This window comes from Verrucomicrobiia bacterium (assembly GCA_019634635.1).
In the GTDB taxonomy this organism is placed as follows: Bacteria; Verrucomicrobiota; Verrucomicrobiia; order Limisphaerales; family UBA9464; genus UBA9464.
Window position 1 is genome coordinate 13,802 of record JAHCBB010000048.1, and the last position, 17,863, is coordinate 31,664.

The following is a 17,863-nucleotide window of genomic DNA, read 5'->3' on the forward strand; positions in this document are numbered from 1 at the left end:
GCATCAGCGGGTCACGCGGACGCCCTGGCCGGCCCAGTCCCCGGCCAGTTTCTCGCTCGCGGGTGACAGGGGGTTGCCGGCGATGAAGAGCTGCAGGTAGGGGGCGAAGTTGCGTGTGACCGCGAGGTCGTTGGTGATCCACCCGTTGAGCGGTGCGAGGTCCTCAATCCGGTTCTTTTCCAGGAAAATGAAGGTCGGCGCGCGCAAACCGGTGAGCGGTGCGACGTCCGCGATCTGGTTGCCGGAGAGCGAGACGCTGCCCAGGCGGCGAAGATGTTCCAGGCCGGCGATGGAATCCACCTGGTTGCGTTCGGCATAGAGTGTGACCAGCCGCGGCAGTTGGGTCAGGGGAGCCAGCGAGGTGATGCGGTTGTCGCCCAGGTACACCGAAGCCAGATTGGTCAGCGCGGCCAGGGGTGCGATGTCACTGACCCGGTTGTGCGACAGCTCGATGTATTGAAGTGCCGGGATGGTGCCGAGCGCGGTCACATCCGAAACCTGGTTGCTGCTGAGGATGAGCAGTTGCAGCTGGCGAAGTCCCCGCAACGGCGCCAGATCGCTGATCTCGTTGCCCGCCAGTTCCAGGGAGGCAATCGCCTTGCAATGTTCGAGGCCGGACAGGTTGGTGATGCCGCGGAAGTTGCCGACGACCACCGACACCTGGGCGACGTCGGAGGGGGTGAGCGGCTCGGCGGACTGGCGCTTGGCGAAAACCTGCTGGCGCACCGCCGCCTCCAGCCGGGGATCCACAAAGGCGGGCGGTTCGTTGGTGACCGTGGTGGTGTCGGCCGCCGCCTCGGCGGCCGACGCAGCAGACGCCAGGACGGGGGTCAGCAACAGCAGCAAGAGCAATCGGGAAACCATAAGGTGCGCGTATTTGGTGGACGCCATCAGTGGCGTCAAGACGGTTCGCGCCCGCCGGGTATTCGGAGGGGCGCGTGTTGGAGGAGTCAGCCGGACGCCGCGGCGGAACGGGCCCAGCGGTCCGCCTCCAGGATTTGGGGCAATGCAGGGTTGTCCACCACCGTGTGGGTCCTCATCACCCGGGCCACGGTGTCCCAGATGCCGGGGAAGGACAGTTCCCGGCGGCAGAAGCGCTCGACGGCCACTTCGTTGGCGGCGTTCAAGACGGCCGGCAGGGTGCCTCCCACCTCGCCCGCGCGCCGGGCGAGGCCGAGGGCGGGGAACCGGTCGTGATCGGGGTCCTCGAAAGTCAGCGACCCGAGCCGCGCCAGGTCGGTCTGGACCCGGGCGTTGGGGCGCCGCTCCGGATGACACAGGGCGATCTGGATCGGCAGGCACATGTCGGGTGAGGACAACTGGGCGAGGATCGAGCCGTCCACGAACTCGACCATCGAATGGACCACGCTTTGGGGGTGAACAACGACATCCACCCGGCCCATTTCGATGTCGAACAGCCAGCGGGCCTCGATCATCTCGAGTCCCTTGTTGAACAGGGTCGCGCTATCAATCGTGATCTTGCGGCCCATGACCCACGACGGGTGCTTGAGCGCCTGTTCGACCGTGATCCCGGGAAACGCGTCGCCCGGCGTGGTGCGGAACGGTCCTCCGGAGGCGGTGAGGATGAGGCGCCTGACGGAGCTGCCGGGGCGGTCCTCGAGGCATTGGAAGATGGCGGAGTGCTCGCTGTCCACGGCCAGCACCCGCACGCCGTGACGCCGCGCCTCGGCCATGACGATTTCCCCGGCCATGACGAGGATTTCCTTGGAGGCCACCGCGATGTCCTTGCCGGCCCGGATGGCCGCCAGCGCCGGGGCGAGGCCGGCGGTGCCGACGATGGCCACCAGGACGACGTCGGCTTCGGGAAGGGTGGCGAGGCGGATCAATCCCTCGGGGCCGGAAACCACTTCCGCATCCGGGAGCCGTGCCGCCAGTTCCGCGGCGGCCGCCGGGTCCTCGAGCGACACGACGCCCGGACGATGCCGGAGCGCCTGCTCGGCGAGCCGGGTGGCATTCCGACCGGCGGCGAGGCCGACGAGGCGGAGGTGCTCCGGGAGATCCTCGACCACCTTGAGCGTGCTGGTGCCGATGGAGCCGGTGCTGCCGAGCAGGACGACGTTCTTCATGCAGATGGGGCGGTGGCGAAGGCCGAACCTTGATCGTGGGCGGAGCCGGCGGGCCCGGTCAATGCGTCAGGACATGTCGCAGGTACAGGTACAGCAGCGGCGCGTTGAACAGGGGACTGTCAATGAGGTCGAGGATGCCCCCGATGCCTGGCAGGAGCCGGCCGGAATCCTTGGCGCCCGCCTCCCGCTTGAAGGCCGACTCGATCAGGTCGCCAACGACGGCGCCCAGGCTGAGGATCAGGCCGATGGCGATGGCATGGACCAGGTTCATCTCCTTGAGCCGTTCGCCCGCCCACAGGGCCATCACCACGCTCGCGCCCGTGGAGACCACGATGGCGCCGGCGAACCCCTCCCAGGTTTTCCCGGGGCTGATCCGCGGGATCATCTTGTGGCGTCCGATCATCGAACCCACGACATAGGCGCCAACGTCGCTGAACTTGGTGACGACCAGCAGGTAGAGCACGTAGAAGCGGCCGTCCACGCCCTCAAGGTAATTGATCTTCTGGATGAAATTCAGGAGCCAGGGCACGTACATCAGCCCCATGAGGGTGGTGGCGATGGCCACGAATCCGTTGGTGTTGCGACGGTCGAACAGCTGGCGCAGGCAGAGGCCGAGGACAAACAGGACGAGCACGCCGGTCTCGAAGTCATTGGGCTTGCCGGGCCCCAGACGGAAGCCGGCGGCGCGTGTGACGTAGTAGTGGGTGCTCACCATCAGGGCGATCCCGGCCGTCAGGCCCCAAGCCCGGAAGCACGTCAGGCCGCGCCGCTCCACCAGGCCGTAAAACTCCCAGAGCCCCGCGGCAGCCAGGCCGGCGATCAGCAGCAGGAACACCGGATTCGCAATGGCGGGGTTCGTGGAAAAGACGGCGGTCAGGACGATGGTCCAGAGCACCACGGTGCTGGCCAGGCGTCGGAGAAAGATGCGGCCCCGGCTGGGCGGGGCGTCGAATCCTGCCGGAGTCGCTTCAGACATGCGCCCGTGGTGCTATCAGCGTCCGGCCCGCGAAGGAAGCCCGGGTGAGGGAAGGTTGCCCCGGCCCCCGTCCGGTTTAGCTTGCGCAAATTCCGCCCTCCGTGGGCGCAAACCATCCGATCGCAATGAGCACACGATCCGCCACGTCCCAGGAATTCCAGATCCAACATCCACATGCCCGTCCGGCGGGCGACGTGTTGAAGGAGCTCTCCAGCCACGCGGAGGGACTGTCGCGCGAGGAGGCCGCGACGCGGCTGCGGACGGTCGGCCCGAACCGCCTTCCTGAGCCGCCCCGGGAGGGCCTGCTCCGGCGCTTCTTCAAGCACTTCCACGACCTGCTGATCTACATCCTCATCGGCGCGGCCGGAGTGACGGCCGCGCTCGGGCATTGGGTGGACACGGGCGTCATCCTCGGCGTGGTGCTGGTCAACGCCATCATTGGATTCCTCCAGGAGGGCAAGGCGGAGCAGGCCCTGGAGGGCATCCGCAAGATGCTCTCGCTGCATGCCCACGTGCATCGCGACGGCGAATGGATCGAGATCGAAGCCGATGACCTGGTGCCCGGAGACGTCGTGCGCCTGCGGTCGGGCGACCGGGTGCCCGCGGACGTGCGGTTGATCGAGGCCGTGAATCTGCGCATCGAGGAATCCGCGCTGACCGGCGAGTCCGTGCCCTCGGAAAAGACACCCGATGCGGTGGCTCCGGAGGCGGGCGTCGGGGACCGGCATGGCATGGCGTATTCGGGAACGATGGTCGCCGCCGGACGTGGCCTCGGCGTCGTGACCGCCACCGGCCCGGCCACCGAGTTGGGCCGGATCAACAGGATGATCGCCGAAGTCGAGACGCTGGCCACGCCGCTCACCCGGCAGATGAACCGCTTCGGCAAAATCCTGTCGGTGCTCATTGTCGGCATGGCCGGAGTGATGTTTCTCACCGGGTGGCTGCTCCATGACTTCACCCTGAACGAGCTGTTCCTGGCGGCCATCGGGTTTGCCGTCGCCGCAATTCCCGAGGGCCTGCCCGCAATTCTCACCATCACCCTCGCCCTCGGGGTCCAGCGCATGGCCCGGCGCAATGCAATCACCCGCAAGCTCAACGCGGTGGAAACCCTCGGGTCGGTGACCGTCATCTGCTCCGACAAGACCGGCACCCTGACGCGCAATGAGATGACCGCGCGGCATGTGGTCACGCCGGCCGGACGCTACGACGTCACCGGCACCGGATACCGTCCGGAAGGCGCCCTCCAACTGGACGGGAAGGCGGTGACCCTGGATGGCCATGACGATCTGCGCGCGCTGGTGGAGGCGGTGGCGGTCTGCAACGACTCCGAGATCGGCGAGGACGATGGTCAGTGGCGCGTTACGGGTGAGCCGACGGAGGGCGCGCTGCGAACCCTGGCGCGGAAGGCGGGCTTCGATGACGGGGACCACGAGCGGCTGGCGGTGATCCCATTCGAGTCGGAGAACAAATACATGGCCACGCTGCATCGCGTCCCGGGAGGCGACGTGCGACTGCTGGTGAAAGGGGCGCCGGACCGCCTGCTCGACCGCTGCGCCGGCCAGGGCGGTGGGGAGGACGGCGACCAGGCGCTGGACCGCAACCACTGGGAGCGCGAGATCGAGGCCCTGAGCAACGAGGGCTTGCGCGTGCTGGCCGCCGCCGGCCGGCCGTGGGATCCGGCCCGAACGGAGCTGAAGCCGGAGGACCTGGACAGGGGATTGGTCTTCCTCGGGTTGGTCGGGATCATTGACCCGCCCCGTCCCGAGGCCATCGAAGCGATACGGACCTGCCACCAGGCCGGCATCCGGGTGAAGATGATCACCGGCGACCATGCGGGCACGGCGGTTGCCATCGGACGTGAAATGGGACTGGGCGACCGTCTGAGCGCCGTGACCGGGGACCAGTTGGAGTCGGCTTCGGAGGAGACCCTGCGTCAGCTGGTCCGGGACCACGACATCTTCGCCCGCACGAGCCCGGAACACAAACTGCGGCTCGTCCAGGCGCTCCAGGCCAACGGCGATGTCGTGGCGATGACCGGGGATGGCGTGAACGACGCGCCGGCGCTGAAGCGGGCGGATGTCGGGGTCGCCATGGGCATCAAGGGCACGGAGGCCACCAAGGAGGCGGCCGAGATCGTCCTGGCGGACGACAACTTCAGCTCCATCGCCCGGGCGGTGGAGGAGGGGCGCACGATTTATGACAACCTGCGCAAGGCGATCCTGTTCATCCTGCCGACCAATGGCGCCGAGGCGCTGGTGATCCTGACGGCGGTCGTGTTCGGATTCGTGCTGCCGCTGACCCCGGTGCAGATCCTGTGGGTCAACATGGTCACGGCCGTGACCCTGGCCCTGGCGCTCGCGTTCGACCCCCCCGAGCCCGGGGTCATGCGCCGGCCGCCGCGGGATCCCAACGCCGCCATTCTGGGGGCGGTCTTCCTCTGGCGCATCGCCTTCGTCTCGGTGTTGATCGGCGGTGCCACGATCGCGGTGTTTCTCGTCGAGAAACAGTTGGGGGAGCCGCTGGAGCTGGCGCGAACGCTGGCGGTGAACACGCTGGTTTGCGGTCAGGCGTTCTACCTGTTCAACAGCCGGCAGCTTCGGGATTCCAGCCTGACGCCGTCGCTGCTGTTCACCAACCGCGTTGCCTGGATGGCCGTCGGGGTGCTCGCCGTGCTCCAGGCCGTCTTCGTGTATGCCCCGTTCATGCAGCGGTGGTTTGGGTCCGCATCGTTGGGACTGCGGCAGTGGCTGGTGCCGCTGGGCATCGGGTTCGCGGTCTTCCTTCTCGTCGAGGCGGAGAAGGCGGTCCTGCGCCGGTTCGACAAGGGACGCCGCCCGGATCGTCGGACGCCTTTGGCGGAATGAGGTGCTGGCGAACCGCCTGCACAACCGGGAGTTCCGGCGATCCTGCCTCCAGGCTGGCTCGCGGTCTTGCGAACGCCCCGCCCGACGCGCCCCGCCGGGAGGGATGTCGGTCGCGTTCTGAAGTCCGTCGGCTTTGCAGCGCGGGGATTGCGGGTTGCCGGGTGGGACGACACTGGGGTTTACTGCGCGGGTTCCCGTGTCGCCATGCAGGCCCGTGCCCAGTCCGCGTCGTTGCTCCGGCCCCGCCGGGGTGCCTTCACGCTGGTTGAGCTGCTGGTGGTCATCGCGATCATCGCCATCCTGGCCTCCCTGCTCCTCCCCTCGCTGGCCCGCGCCCGGAGCCGGGCGGACCAGACCCGGTGCCGCAGCAACCTCAAGCAGATCGGTCTGGCGATCGTCCTCTACGCCGCCGATCACCAGGACCACATGCCCTACGCCTGGTGGTACAACGCCGGCAACGATTCGGCTGACGTCAACAACTTCCATTTCCTGCTCCAGCGCTATTTCGAGTCCAGGTCCTTCGCCGCCGGCACACGCGACACCAACAGCGGATTCGGCCGCACCATCTACCCCTGTCCGCAACGCCTGAAGGAAAACCACTACCGGAACTACCGGCAGTACCGCCCCGGCGTGCCCGGAAATCCGTGGAAGATCAGCTACGCGCTGTCCCAGTTTACGCTCGTGAGTTTTCCACCGTCCGTCGCCAGTCCGCGGACCTGGAAGCTTGGCGATGTGCCACAGCCCGCGGGCACCCTGTCAGGCGCCGACGTCTCCCATGAGCTGAATCACCCGGCGATCACCCACCTGGGGCGCACCCCCGAGGGACTGCACGACGTCGGGTGGCGGCACGGGGCGTCCCATCCGGAAGGCGCCGCCAACGTCCTGTATTTCGACGGCCATGTGGACTCCCGCAACCGGCGTCAAACCAACGGAATCATCATGAATTTCAGACAAAACCTGCCATGAACACACTGCTCACCCGTGCCCTGGCGGCCGCCCTGCCCGCCGTCGTCGCCACCCTGCAAACCCTCGGCGCGGCCTTCGTCCGCAACCCGAGCTTCGAGAGCAACTTCAACGAGACCTGGCCACACTACAGCGCGGTGGACGAATGGTCCGGCGCCAGCGGCGTCAACGACATCAATTACGGCAACGGCGGCCCGTTCCATAACCCGGGCACCCCGATGCCGGACCGGGAGCGCGTGGGCTTCAAACAGGGCGGCGGGGACGTAACCCAGGAGATTTACGGCCTCACCCCGGGCGCCGGGTACTGGCTCCAGTTGTTCTATGATGCACGGGCCGGCGGGGGTGCCTCCGAGGATCTCGTGGTGTATTTCGACGATGTCGAAATCGGAAGGGCGCCCAACATCCGCCCCTCGACCGGGGAGTATTACTTCCTCAACGCCCCGTTCGTTCCCGGGGCCGACTTTGGCATCATCCGGCTCCACCACATCGTCGCCGGCGACCGTACGGTCCTCCTCGATGGCATCCATGTGGTGGCCCGCGACAGCGGCAATGTGGTCCTCCGCAACCCGAGCTTCGAGGCCAGCGGCACCCTGCCCGCCGTCGGAGTCATCCCAAATCTCGCCGGCTGGAGCCAGACCGGCATCGTCGGCGTGGACGACGGCACCGGAGGCTATGCCGACAACGGAACTCCTCCGGACCAGGACCTCGTGGCGTTCATTGTTGGCGCCGGATCCATCAGCCAGCCGCTGGTGGGCCTCATCGCCGGCACCGAGTATGAGGTCCGCTTGTTCGTCAATGCCGGGAGCGGCTCAGCACCCCACCTGAGCGTGACGGTCGGGGACGTCGCCGTTGCCCATGTGCCGGTGTCCCCCGGTGCCTACCAGGAAGTGTCATACACCTTTACTGCGGAGGGAACGGACGCGGTCCTGACCGTGGCCCAGACCCGTGACGGGGCGGATGTCCTCCTGCTGGACGACATCCGTCTGCTGGGGTCTGTGCGTCCGCCCCTGGCCCCGATGGAGTTTGCACCGCTCGTCAGTGAAGTGGGCCCGGGGCAGTCCGTCGCCCATGCGATGACCATTCCCGCCGCCGCCCTCGACGACGGACCGGTTAGCGTCCGGCTCGCGAGTTCCAATCCGGGCATTGCGCGCCTGGCGGAGGCAGCCGGCGATGGCACGCTGACGCTCACCTTCACCCCCGGCGGCCCCACCACGCTGCCGTTCAGCGTCGAAACCCTCCGCCGGGGCGGCGTGGTCGTGAACGTCCTGGAATCCGGCCGCATCCCGGTCCCGGCCACTCCGTCCGTGATTGTCGTGAACTCCCTGGTGAAAAACGCCTCCTTTGAAACCAGCGTGGCACCGGCGTTTCCGGGCTACGGACCGGTGGTCGGATGGCAGGGCACCGGAAACACCGGGCTCAACCGGGCGGGAGGGCCCAACGACCCGGCGGGACCGTTTGGCGACAACGGCCTGGTGCCGGATCGCGAACAGGTGGCGTTCATCCAGGGCAACGGGACCCTGGCGCAGCAGATTACCGGACTCGAATCCGGTCGGGCCCATTGGTTGCAGTTCCGGTACAACGCGCGCGACTGCTGCGGCGAACGCTCCCAAAGCCTTGCCGTGAGTTTCGCAGGAACGGTGCTGGCGGACTTCCCGGACCTCCGGCCCGCCGCGGAACTCGGCGAGGTGGATTATGCGTTCGCCCAGGTGGCGTTCACCCCCACTGCCACCGAGGGCCTGCTGGAGTTTGTTCATGAGGCTGCCGGTGACGCCTCCGTGGTGCTGGATGCCGTAAGCATCGTCCCGCGCGCCGCGGATGAGGTCGTGATCCAGAATCCCAGCTTCGAAGCCAGCGGCTCCCCGCCCGGAGTGGGGTACCTGCAACCCTTCCAGGTCGCCGGATGGACTGGTGGCGCCGGCGGCCGGGGCATCAATGTGAACCAGGAGGGACCGTTCACCGACAATGGATTCGTTCCCGACCAGGATCGCGCCGGATTCCTCCAGAGTGTGGGCGCCTCGCTCTCCCAGGTGGTCAGCGGCCTGGTGTCCGGCCAGCAGTACACGCTGGTGCTGGGCATCAATGCGCGGAACTGCTGCGGTGGGCGGCCGATCGCCCGCGTCTCGGTGGCGGAAGTGCCCCTGCTCGAGGAGGAGATCCTGCCGGTGGGTGGAGCCACACCCTATCGGGCCGTGTACCTGCCGTTCACGGCCCAGGGCGAGGATGTGGAGCTCCGCATCGAGATCGCCGCGTCGGAGCCCGAGGGTGCTGATGTCTCGCTGCTGTTTGACGACATTCATCTGGTGCCCGGGAACCGGGCGGCCCCGGTGATCACGCTGGAGCCGGAAAGCCAGGACGTGAGTGCGGGCACGACGGTGATCCTGCGGGTCGCAGCCACCGGCGCCGGCGTGCGGTATCAATGGCTGTTCAACGGCCAGCCGTTGACCGACGGCGGCAGGATCAGCGGCTCCCGTTCCGACACCCTGACGGTGGCCGGGGTCTCCCCGTCGGATGCCGGAACCTACCAGGCGCATGTGTCGGACGGTCTGGGACTCCTCGGGAGTGAACCGGCCGTTGTGACTGTTGAGGCCGGACCGGAACTTCCGGTCCTTCAAGCGATCCTGACGGCGAGCGGCGCGGTGCGGCTGAGCTGGCCGGCCGGTGCGGTCGGGTTCACGCTCAACGCCTCCGGAACGTTGGTGGGCACCTACGCACCGGTCGAGGACCCGGTGGTGGTCGAAGGCGATGAGAATGTCGTCCTCGTGGCTGCGAGCGATGAAGCGGGGTATTTCGTGCTGCGGCCTTAATTCTGGCGAGGTGTCCGCCGGTGAAGTTCATGAGTCCTGCCCGCGGGAATTCCGCGGATGAACGGCTCGGGGGACCTTCATCCTGGCGAAGTTGGCCCTTGGGGGGGGAACCGGTGGGGCAAGGCTCCTGCCGCGCCGTACGCGCAACCACACTCCGGGCCTGTGGGGACTCCACACGCAACCAACGGGTGCAGACCCCCAACCAAGAACAACACGCCAAATTGCCGTCCGGTGCAACCCGGCGGCCTTTCATTTTCTGGATCGCATCCTAGGGTCGCACGCATGGACAAGGAGGCGGTGGCGTCAGTGCTTGCGGAGATTGGAACCCTGCTTGAATTGAAGGGCGAAAACCCGTTCAAGACCCGCGCCTACCAGAATGCAGCGCGAACGTTGGAGGGGCTTTCCGAACCCTTGGAAACGATTGTCGCCGAGGACCGGCTGAAGACGATTCCGGGCATTGGCGAGGCGCTGTGCGAGAAGATCACCACCCTCGTCACCACCGGGCGCCTGCCCTACTACGAGGACCTAAAGGCGTCACTCCCGCCCGGGCTTGTGGACCTGCTCGGGCTGCAGGGAGTCGGGCCGAAGAAGGTCAAGAAGCTCCACGACACGCTGGGTGTGGATTCCATCGAGTCGCTGGAAGCGGCCTGTCGCGCAGGCCGGGTGGCCGCCCTCGACGGCTTTGGGGAGAAGTCGCAGACGAAGATCCTGGAAGCCATCGCCTTCAAGCGGCAGTTCGCCTCGCGGCACCGCCTCGTGGACGCCCTCGCCGCCGCCGAGCCCATCCTGGAGGCCCTGCGGGGACATCCGAACGTCACCCGCTGCTCCGTCGCCGGCAGCCTCCGTCGCTGGAAGGAGGTCATCGGAGATGTGGACTTCGTGGTTTCCTCGCGCGACCCCGCACCCGTCATCGCCCATTTTGTCGAACAGGCAGGCATCCAGACCGTGCTCGCCCGGGGAGACACCAAGGCCAGCGTGCTGCTGGAGTCCGGAATTCAGGCCGATCTGCGCGTGGTGGCCGACCGGGAGTATCCGTTTGCCCTCGCCTACTTCACCGGGTCGAAGGAACACAACATCGCGATGCGTCAGCGTGCGATCGCGCACGGCCTCCGGCTCAACGAGTATGGCCTCTTCCGCAGCCAGGAGGAGACCCGCGATCCGTCGCTGTGTCTGCCCTGCGAGGATGAGGAGGGGATCTACCGGACGCTCGAGCTCGCGTACGTGCCTCCCGAACTGCGCGAGGACCACGGCGAACTGGTCGCCGCGGAGAAGGACGCACTGCCCCGGCTCGTCGAATGGACCGACCTCAAGGGGTCCCTCCACAACCACTCGAACTGGTCCGACGGCCGCAACACCCTCGACGACATCGCCAGCCACATGCGCGAGCTGGGCCTCGCCTACTGGGCGATCACCGATCATTCACGCGCCAGCTTTCAGGCCAATGGCCTCGACCCGGCACGGCTCCGGCAGCAAATCCGCGCCGTGGACGTGGTCAACCGACGGATGGAGGACGAGGGAGCGGCGTTCCGGCTGCTCACCGGGATCGAGGTGGACATCCTGAAGGACGGCCTCGACTTCCCGGACTCGGTGCTGGAGGGCCTCGATGTCGTGGTGGCCAGCCTGCACGTGCCCGGCAGCACCGAGGCGGAAAACACCCGCCGCCTCGTCGCGGCGGCGTCCAACCGCTGGGTGCACATGATCGGGCACCCCAGCGGACGCCTCCTGCTGGAGCGCGATGCGTACAAGGTGAATCTCGACGCCGTCATCGAGGCCTGCGCGGCGCACGGGACCTGGATCGAGCTGAACGCGTCCCCCTACCGGTTTGATCTCGACTGGCGCCTGTGGCAGCGGGCCACCGCACGCGGGGTGAAATGCGTCATCAACTGTGACGCGCACCGGCTGGAGCACGCGGGATTCCTGAGGCTGGGCGCCGGAATCGCCCGCAAGGGATGGCTCACGAAGGACGACGTCATCAACACCCGCCCCCTCGCCGCATTGCGCCGCGCCCTCGCGTCCAAGCGGGCCGGCAAGGAGGCCGGTGGTGGCTGACCTCCGTCGGAGTTACGGCCCTGCGCGATAAATCTGCCCGGACGTCGGGATGGCCCCGGCCACAGTCGCGGAATACGGCGCCTGGCCGGCCTGGGCAAGCGCTCCGAAATTCACGGTGATCGTGACCGCGCCCGCGGCGGGTCGAAACGTCGTCCGCTGAACCAGTCGGTCATGGCTCAGCAACGCAAACTGCGTCAGCGGCGCCGTGCCGAGCTCCCGGTGGAGCGGTCCCCAAAAGGCCAGGTGCTTCAGGATCCGCCCGCGTCGCTTCGGCCAGGTTTCGCGGTTGAGATGATACAGCGGCGGCACCATGTGGAGGATCTCGAGCAGTTCGCGTTCCCGTTCGACATCCGAAAACTTCAGGGAGTCAAAGCCCCAATGATGGGTCGCCACGATCTCGTCGCCGAGCGCCGCCTGATACAGTGGAATCCGGACCGTAGGATCGAAATACGGCACCTTCAGGGAGGGCGGAACCGGAACGGGCTTGAAGTAGAGATCCGGCCGGTCCGGCGGCCAATGGCGTCCAAGAAAGTGGGGGCTTTGGGGGTCGCGAAGGGACGGATCGAGATGGCCGATGAAGGGCGTGTGGACTCCGTGACCGAAATGGATGACGTCGGCGAACAGCACGGACCCGCCCTCACTGCCCACCACCATTCGCTGGCCGGACTCCAGCCACGCCAGCCGCTTCCGGCGCAGGGCAGCGTCGTCGCACCGGGTGGCCGGATGTTCGGGACTGAAATCATCGAAACACTCAGCGGTCGCATCGCAGTCCACGAACCAAGCGGAGTACGGGGCCTCCCGGACCATCCGGCCGACGCGTTCCTGCACATGGGGCCAGGCGGCCAGGGGCGAGAAGTGAAACCCCCGCCCCTTGAATCCCGCGTGCCCCGAGCCGTCGGCATTCATGACCCGGCCGCGCTGATAAGCATCCAGATCAAACTGGGCCGTCTCCCAAGTGTCGTCGGCACCGGCTGTCGGCGAATGCACGGAATGGTAGGAATCGTAGGGCCCCAGCAGAAAGCCCAGCGCCTCCGCACGGACGACGACATCCGGGCGAAGGGAACGGCCGTGGAGATCGCTCAGCAGCAGCAGGGCCCGGCCCATCCCCGCATCGTGCAGCGAGTCGAGCAGGGAATGGGACATCCCATCGCCCCAGGACCGCGGTGGATTGACGAAATTCCCGAACGCGTCCGCAAGGGCCTGCTGGCTGCGACGGATCCGCTCCGCAGCCGGCGCTCCGGGAGCCGGCTCCAACAGCCCGGGGCCTTCGAGCGAGGCGTTGATGGCATCGGCAAGACGGACCGTCAGGTGGTCCATTGGCCACTCGGCGGCCGCAAGTTCGTTCAGTGCGCTTCGACCCTCATCCGAAAACCGGGCAACCAGCCGCCCACCGGGGCTGTCGGGGGCCGCGGCACGCAGCACCCGGGCAAACGGCACCCACCGGTGCTTCGGAACATCGTGGCGGCTGAACCAAGCGGGTCCCCAGAGGTAGCAATGGGGCGCGCCCAACAGACGGGTTGCCTTCTCCAGCGCTGCGATTTTCTGCTGCAGGGGGCGCGGTCGGGGGATCGCACCGGTATTGGTGGCGGTCAGGCGCCATTCCCGAAAGCACCGGGCAACGTCCAACGGATCGGGGCCCCGGAGCATCGCGACGATCTCACACGGCGCCGCCTGATGCCGGCCTTCCGGAAACGAGAACCGGATACCCACCCGATCCTCCATGACCAAAGCGGCATAGTGCGGCCACGGCACGATGACCACCAGCATCTGGTTGCCATGGCGCGCACCGAGAACCGGCAGTTCCGAAAGCGACCAAGGGGAGCCTTCGCGCAGCCAACGCATGCGGTCAGGCCTCGAGGCCTCCACAGCAATTCCCGCTGAAATCGGCAGCACGTACTCGTCGGCTCCCGCAGGCAGCCACCAGGTGAACTCCCCGGAGCTGCCGACACCGGACCGAAAGGAGTCGGGCTGATGGCTGATGGCACCCAGCTCCAGCGTCTGGTCCCTGGGCGCCGCATCGGGGTCGGCCCGGACCATCCCGCACAACAGCCAGCCACAGGTGATGAGCAGCGATTTCACGAAGTTCCCTCCACGACGATCACCGGAGCTGGCCCGTGGTCGGTTTTCACGGTCCTGCGGGGATTACCTCGGGCAGCATCGGAACCGGGTCTGTCTGAAAGGCGAATCCGAGTGAGGCCTGGATCGGATACTCACAAATACACGAGGCGCTGGCCTCGGGGATCAACACGCCGCAGGCCGCCGGCAGGATGTTCAGCCAGCACCCTGGTCGCGTGGGTGACAGCCGGGTGAACGCGCCGTCCGAAAGGCGGAACAGCGTGGGATTGTCCGCGCGGAACAGCAGTCCGTCCCTGCCGCCGGTCATTCCCCCGCAGGCATGGCCGGGACGCGCAAGAATCCAGTCCGGCGCGGCACCCGGCGGTACCCAGCGACGCCCGGTGGCCAGGTCGAAGAGGTCGCTCTCGAAGGAGACCCGGTCCCGGAGGATCACCGGCCGCTTCACCTGCTGCCCGTGGTAAAGGTCCTTCACCGGGTTGAGACCCTGCGCCTCCCAACGCGGGGAGCCGTCCGCCGCGCTCCAGCAGCGCAGCCGGTATTCCGCCTGCCCGTCCACGCTGCGGGCGGCCGACAGGACCAGCCGGTCGCCGGTCACCGTCAGTCCGAGAATGTCCCGCGCCTCCGGCCACCGCAGCGGCTGGCTCCAAACCAGCACGCCGGTGACGGCATCCAGGCACACGACACGGGCCTCCTCGAGAATCTGCTCGCAGGTGAGGCGATCCGAGGCACGGCTTCGCGCCACGGACGCCCGGGCCTCCACCGCAAACACACGCTGGCCCGACACCGCCAGGGTGGGGTTGACCAGCAGTCCCTCCGATTCCCACAGCCACCCGCCCGGGCCATCAGCATCTCCCTTACGGAACACCGCCCGCGAACACACCATGGGTCGTTCGGACCGGTAATCGAGATCCACCAGCTCAAACACCTTGCCGGTTCGCGCAGCTCCCGGTGCCTGCGCGCTGCCGAACAGGACGCCCGATTCCAGGGCCGCCCAGCCCCAGTGCAATCCGGCGACCGGGACCGGATGCCGCTGCGCCGCCTGCCCGGTCCGCGCATCCACCTCCCACAGGGCTTCATTGACGGCCACGAACGCCCGTCGCCCGTCCTCACGGAGCGTCGCATACCCGGCATCGTAGGGCATCGCGTAACGCATGGATTCGGGAAGCTCGAGAACCCAGCGCACGGTTCCGTTCCATGCATCCGCGGCAATCACTGCATTCTCGGCCATCGAAAGCAGCAGGCCCCCCGCCGCCAGCGGCGCATGACCCCGGGTGTGTCGGTCGGGCATGCGCTCCGGACCATGGCCACCAAACCACTGGAGGCGCGGATGCCCCTGAAGCGGCTGCTCCGAAGCGCAGGTGTTGGCCGCGGTGCCGTAGAGATGGGTCCACGCCCCGGACTCCCGGGCGGCCGGTGCGGCGGTGGCCTGACCCTCGCGCACAATCACACCCGCCGGGTGCGGACAGGCAAGGCGGCGGGCTTCGGCTTCCGGAAGATCCCCCGCAATCACCAGGTTGAACAGGTGACTTGCGGCCGGGACGCCGCCATCTGCGGACCGCCCCACCACTGCAACACGGGATCCGGGCCACCCGGCATCGGCCACCCGGTGGCGCAGGGCATCCACTTGGCCTGACGGAACCGCCAGGACCACGTGCAGCCCGGAATCCGCCACCAGCGCCCCGAGGTCCGAAAGTGCGTCTGTGGGATTCACCCAGAGCGCGAACCCATTCGGGGACGGCAGTTGCCGGAGCCAGTCGGCAACCCGGGCCCGCGACCCCGGACTGGGAATGGGAGGCTCCAGGTCCGGGGTCGCCCCCTCCGGAATCTCCGTCCCGAGGAATGCATGAACCCCTCCGTCGCCCGTCACCGCGACGACTCCGGCGGCATCCACGGCCAGCGAAACCACCGTCCCGTTCACGGGCAGAGTCTGCAGCACTTTCCCGGTGGTCGCGTCGAGCACCAGGATAGTGTCCCGCCCTCCGCCGAAGACCCGCGACCCCGCGACGGCGACTGCGGCACCGTCGCGACACGGCACGGACCACCGGGTTGCCTCGGGCAGGTTGCCGCCGCTGGCCCGCATGCGCTCCCGGTCCAGCGCTGTGAGGTCGCGGCCGTTCACCAGGTAGGTGGTCTCTGGCGTCACCGCGAGTGCCCGCCCGGGAAACGACACCAGACGGGCGCCCGATCGCAAATCCCCCGCGGCCATCTGGCCCGTGGCACCCGGTCCCGCCAGGGTTTCCTCGCCCGACACCACGGCAAACGTGCCCGAGGCCGAGGTCACGTCGCGCACGAAGGCGCCGTCGCGTTTCCGATAGCGCTTGGGCGAGGCGCGCCCGACCGGAACGATGAGATCCGCCCCTGCATCGGCAAGATATCCCTGAGGCGATACACCGCCGAGCGAGCGGCGCCAGCGGATCCCGCCATCCCGCGCATCCAGCGCTGCCAGATAGGTCCCCTCCACCGGGAACAGACCCGCCGCCACGTGGATGGTGTCCCCCGACACCAGGAGACCGGTGCGTACCGGACACGGACTGACCAGTCGTCCGTTGCCGGAAATCAGTGGCCGCTCAGGTCCGATACGGGCCCTCCACAGTGATGCACCCGATTCCAGACGAAGTGCATGAACCAGGCCGTCATCCGAACCGACGAACACCCGGTCCCCGGACGCGGCGGGTGCGAACCGGACGGGACCGCCGCAGAAATAGCGCCAGCGGAGGCGTCCGGTCGTCCGTTCGACCGCACGCACTTCACCATCGGTGGTTCCCACGAGGACCAGCCCGCCGGCGATGATGGGTGCCGGGGCCAGGTCATCGGCGGCCCTGGGAAACAGCGGCTGATCGAGCTTCTGCCAGAGACTGCCCCGCGCTTCACCGGCCCAGGCTGGGGAGGGTGCGGGTGTGGACATCGTCCATCCGGCCACGAGCGGTGCGGGTGGTTCGAACGGTGTGGTGCCCGTGCGTCCGCCATTGCCGCGCGCCGTCGGCCAGTCGGCGAGGACCAGGGTGGCGCCCACCCAGGCCGCCAACGGCAGAACTCCCAGCACCCGGATCATGCGATGCAGCATGGTCGAGAACCGCCCCTGACGACACATGATTTCCCCGGAAGGTCTGACTCCCAGGCCGCGCGCGGATCATCCTCGTCCACGTCGCCGACCGTGAGCGACACCTTGACAGGCCCGAACGGCTTGCGCTTGTCCATGCCCGTGAAAATCACATCGGCTATCTCGGCGCCGCGGAAGACCTTGGCCGACTGTTCGCCGAGCACCCAGCGGACGGCGTCCGACGGGTTGGACCGTGTGTGTTGCTTCGGCAGGCGCGGGTAAGCGCCGTTGGGTGCGCGGGTGGGCTGCCGGGCAGCCTCGGAAGCGAGAACGATTCTGCGGAACGGATTTCGGGACCCTGAGCAGGCAACTGGAGGGGTGGCGACAGCAGCGCGGTGGGCGATGCCTGCCGGAGGCGCTCTGGGAGGCGGCCGGGGGCTCCGGTGCGGCAGGGATGGGGTCAGCCGGGTATCCCGGCAGCCGGGGCTGGGCGATCACCGGCTGCGGCGCATCACCGCGGCGCAGACCCACGTGGAGCCTGCCGGAACGCCGATGATTCGATTTGTGGAGCTGACGCGGCCACCGGCAGTGGCGGCGGCGGCGGACGGATACCGGATCGCGCTGGAGGATGGGGGTCGTCCCAGCCCGCGTGTGGAACTGGACGGGGAACGCCTTTGAACCTGTCACTTCAACCGGCGATCCAAACCGCCAGCGGTGGCTCAACAGAGCGCCGTTCGGTCAACGACAACAATCGCTCCTCAGGCCTCCTCCGTCTCCACCCGGTAAGCCACATCGTCCACCACCGGAGGGACGCGCGCCGGCGAGGGTGACAACGGATCGGGCACCGGGACCCGGTACGGCGCCACCTCCTCCTTCAAGCCCAGCGGCAACCCCTCGTCGAGTGGACTGACCACCCCGATGCCGGGCCGGGTCATGACATGGGTGTAGATCTGGGTGGTCTCCACTCTGTTGTGTCCCAGCAGCTCCTGGACGGAACGCAGGTT

Annotated in this window: 11 protein-coding genes; 5 read left to right on the forward strand and 6 right to left on the reverse strand. The window is 67.7% G+C overall.

Annotated features, from left to right (window positions below; translation table 11 throughout):
- Positions 1-3: 3 nt before the first annotated feature.
- The 3 genes from KF791_19725 to KF791_19735 all read right to left on the reverse strand — a co-directional run bounded on the left by KF791_19725 (position 4) and on the right by KF791_19735 (position 3,063).
- Entirely contained in the window at positions 4-864 is an 861-nt protein-coding gene (locus KF791_19725; GenBank protein ID MBX3734813.1) for a leucine-rich repeat domain-containing protein, read from the reverse strand.
- Positions 865-950: 86 nt separating this feature from the next.
- Positions 951-2,087, reverse strand: a complete 1,137-nt coding sequence (locus tag KF791_19730; protein MBX3734814.1) for a 1-deoxy-D-xylulose-5-phosphate reductoisomerase — start codon at positions 2,085-2,087, stop codon at positions 951-953.
- Between the two features lie 58 nt (positions 2,088-2,145).
- On the reverse strand, positions 2,146-3,063 hold the full coding sequence (locus tag KF791_19735) for a phosphatidate cytidylyltransferase (GenBank protein ID MBX3734815.1): 918 nt from the start codon (positions 3,061-3,063) through the stop codon (positions 2,146-2,148).
- A gap of 125 nt (positions 3,064-3,188) precedes the next feature.
- Here KF791_19735 and KF791_19740 point away from each other — a divergent pair, with 125 nt between their 5' ends.
- The 4 genes from KF791_19740 (at position 3,189) to polX (ending at position 11,743) form a co-directional block, all read left to right on the forward strand.
- A complete protein-coding gene (locus KF791_19740) occupies positions 3,189-5,927 on the forward strand; it encodes a cation-transporting P-type ATPase (protein ID MBX3734816.1) in 2,739 nt (912 codons plus the stop codon).
- A 204-nt stretch (positions 5,928-6,131) separates the two neighbouring features.
- Complete coding sequence (locus KF791_19745; GenBank protein ID MBX3734817.1) at positions 6,132-6,893, forward strand: type II secretion system protein; 762 nt, start codon at positions 6,132-6,134, stop codon at positions 6,891-6,893.
- Positions 6,890-9,694 carry an immunoglobulin domain-containing protein gene (locus KF791_19750; GenBank protein ID MBX3734818.1) on the forward strand — a complete coding sequence of 935 codons (2,805 nt, stop codon included), beginning with the start codon at positions 6,890-6,892 and terminating at the stop codon, positions 9,692-9,694. Before KF791_19745 ends, KF791_19750 begins: the two co-directional genes overlap by 4 nt.
- A gap of 282 nt (positions 9,695-9,976) precedes the next feature.
- Positions 9,977-11,743, forward strand: coding sequence for a DNA polymerase/3'-5' exonuclease PolX (polX, locus tag KF791_19755; GenBank protein MBX3734819.1), 1,767 nt, complete (start codon positions 9,977-9,979; stop codon positions 11,741-11,743).
- Positions 11,744-11,755: 12 nt separating this feature from the next.
- Here the strand turns inward: polX and KF791_19760 are convergent, their stop codons facing one another.
- On the reverse strand, positions 11,756-13,822 hold the full coding sequence (locus KF791_19760) for a hypothetical protein (GenBank protein ID MBX3734820.1): 2,067 nt from the start codon (positions 13,820-13,822) through the stop codon (positions 11,756-11,758).
- A gap of 46 nt (positions 13,823-13,868) precedes the next feature.
- A complete protein-coding gene (locus KF791_19765; GenBank protein ID MBX3734821.1) occupies positions 13,869-16,910 on the reverse strand; it encodes a PQQ-binding-like beta-propeller repeat protein in 3,042 nt (1,013 codons plus the stop codon).
- A 351-nt stretch (positions 16,911-17,261) separates the two neighbouring features.
- On the opposite strand from KF791_19765, the gene KF791_19770 reads away from it, so the two are divergent.
- A complete protein-coding gene (locus KF791_19770) occupies positions 17,262-17,537 on the forward strand; it encodes a hypothetical protein (GenBank protein ID MBX3734822.1) in 276 nt (91 codons plus the stop codon).
- A gap of 80 nt (positions 17,538-17,617) precedes the next feature.
- On the opposite strand, the gene KF791_19775 is transcribed toward KF791_19770, so the two are convergent.
- A partial coding sequence (locus tag KF791_19775) for a hypothetical protein (GenBank protein ID MBX3734823.1) occupies positions 17,618-17,863 on the reverse strand: 246 nt, incomplete at its 5' end.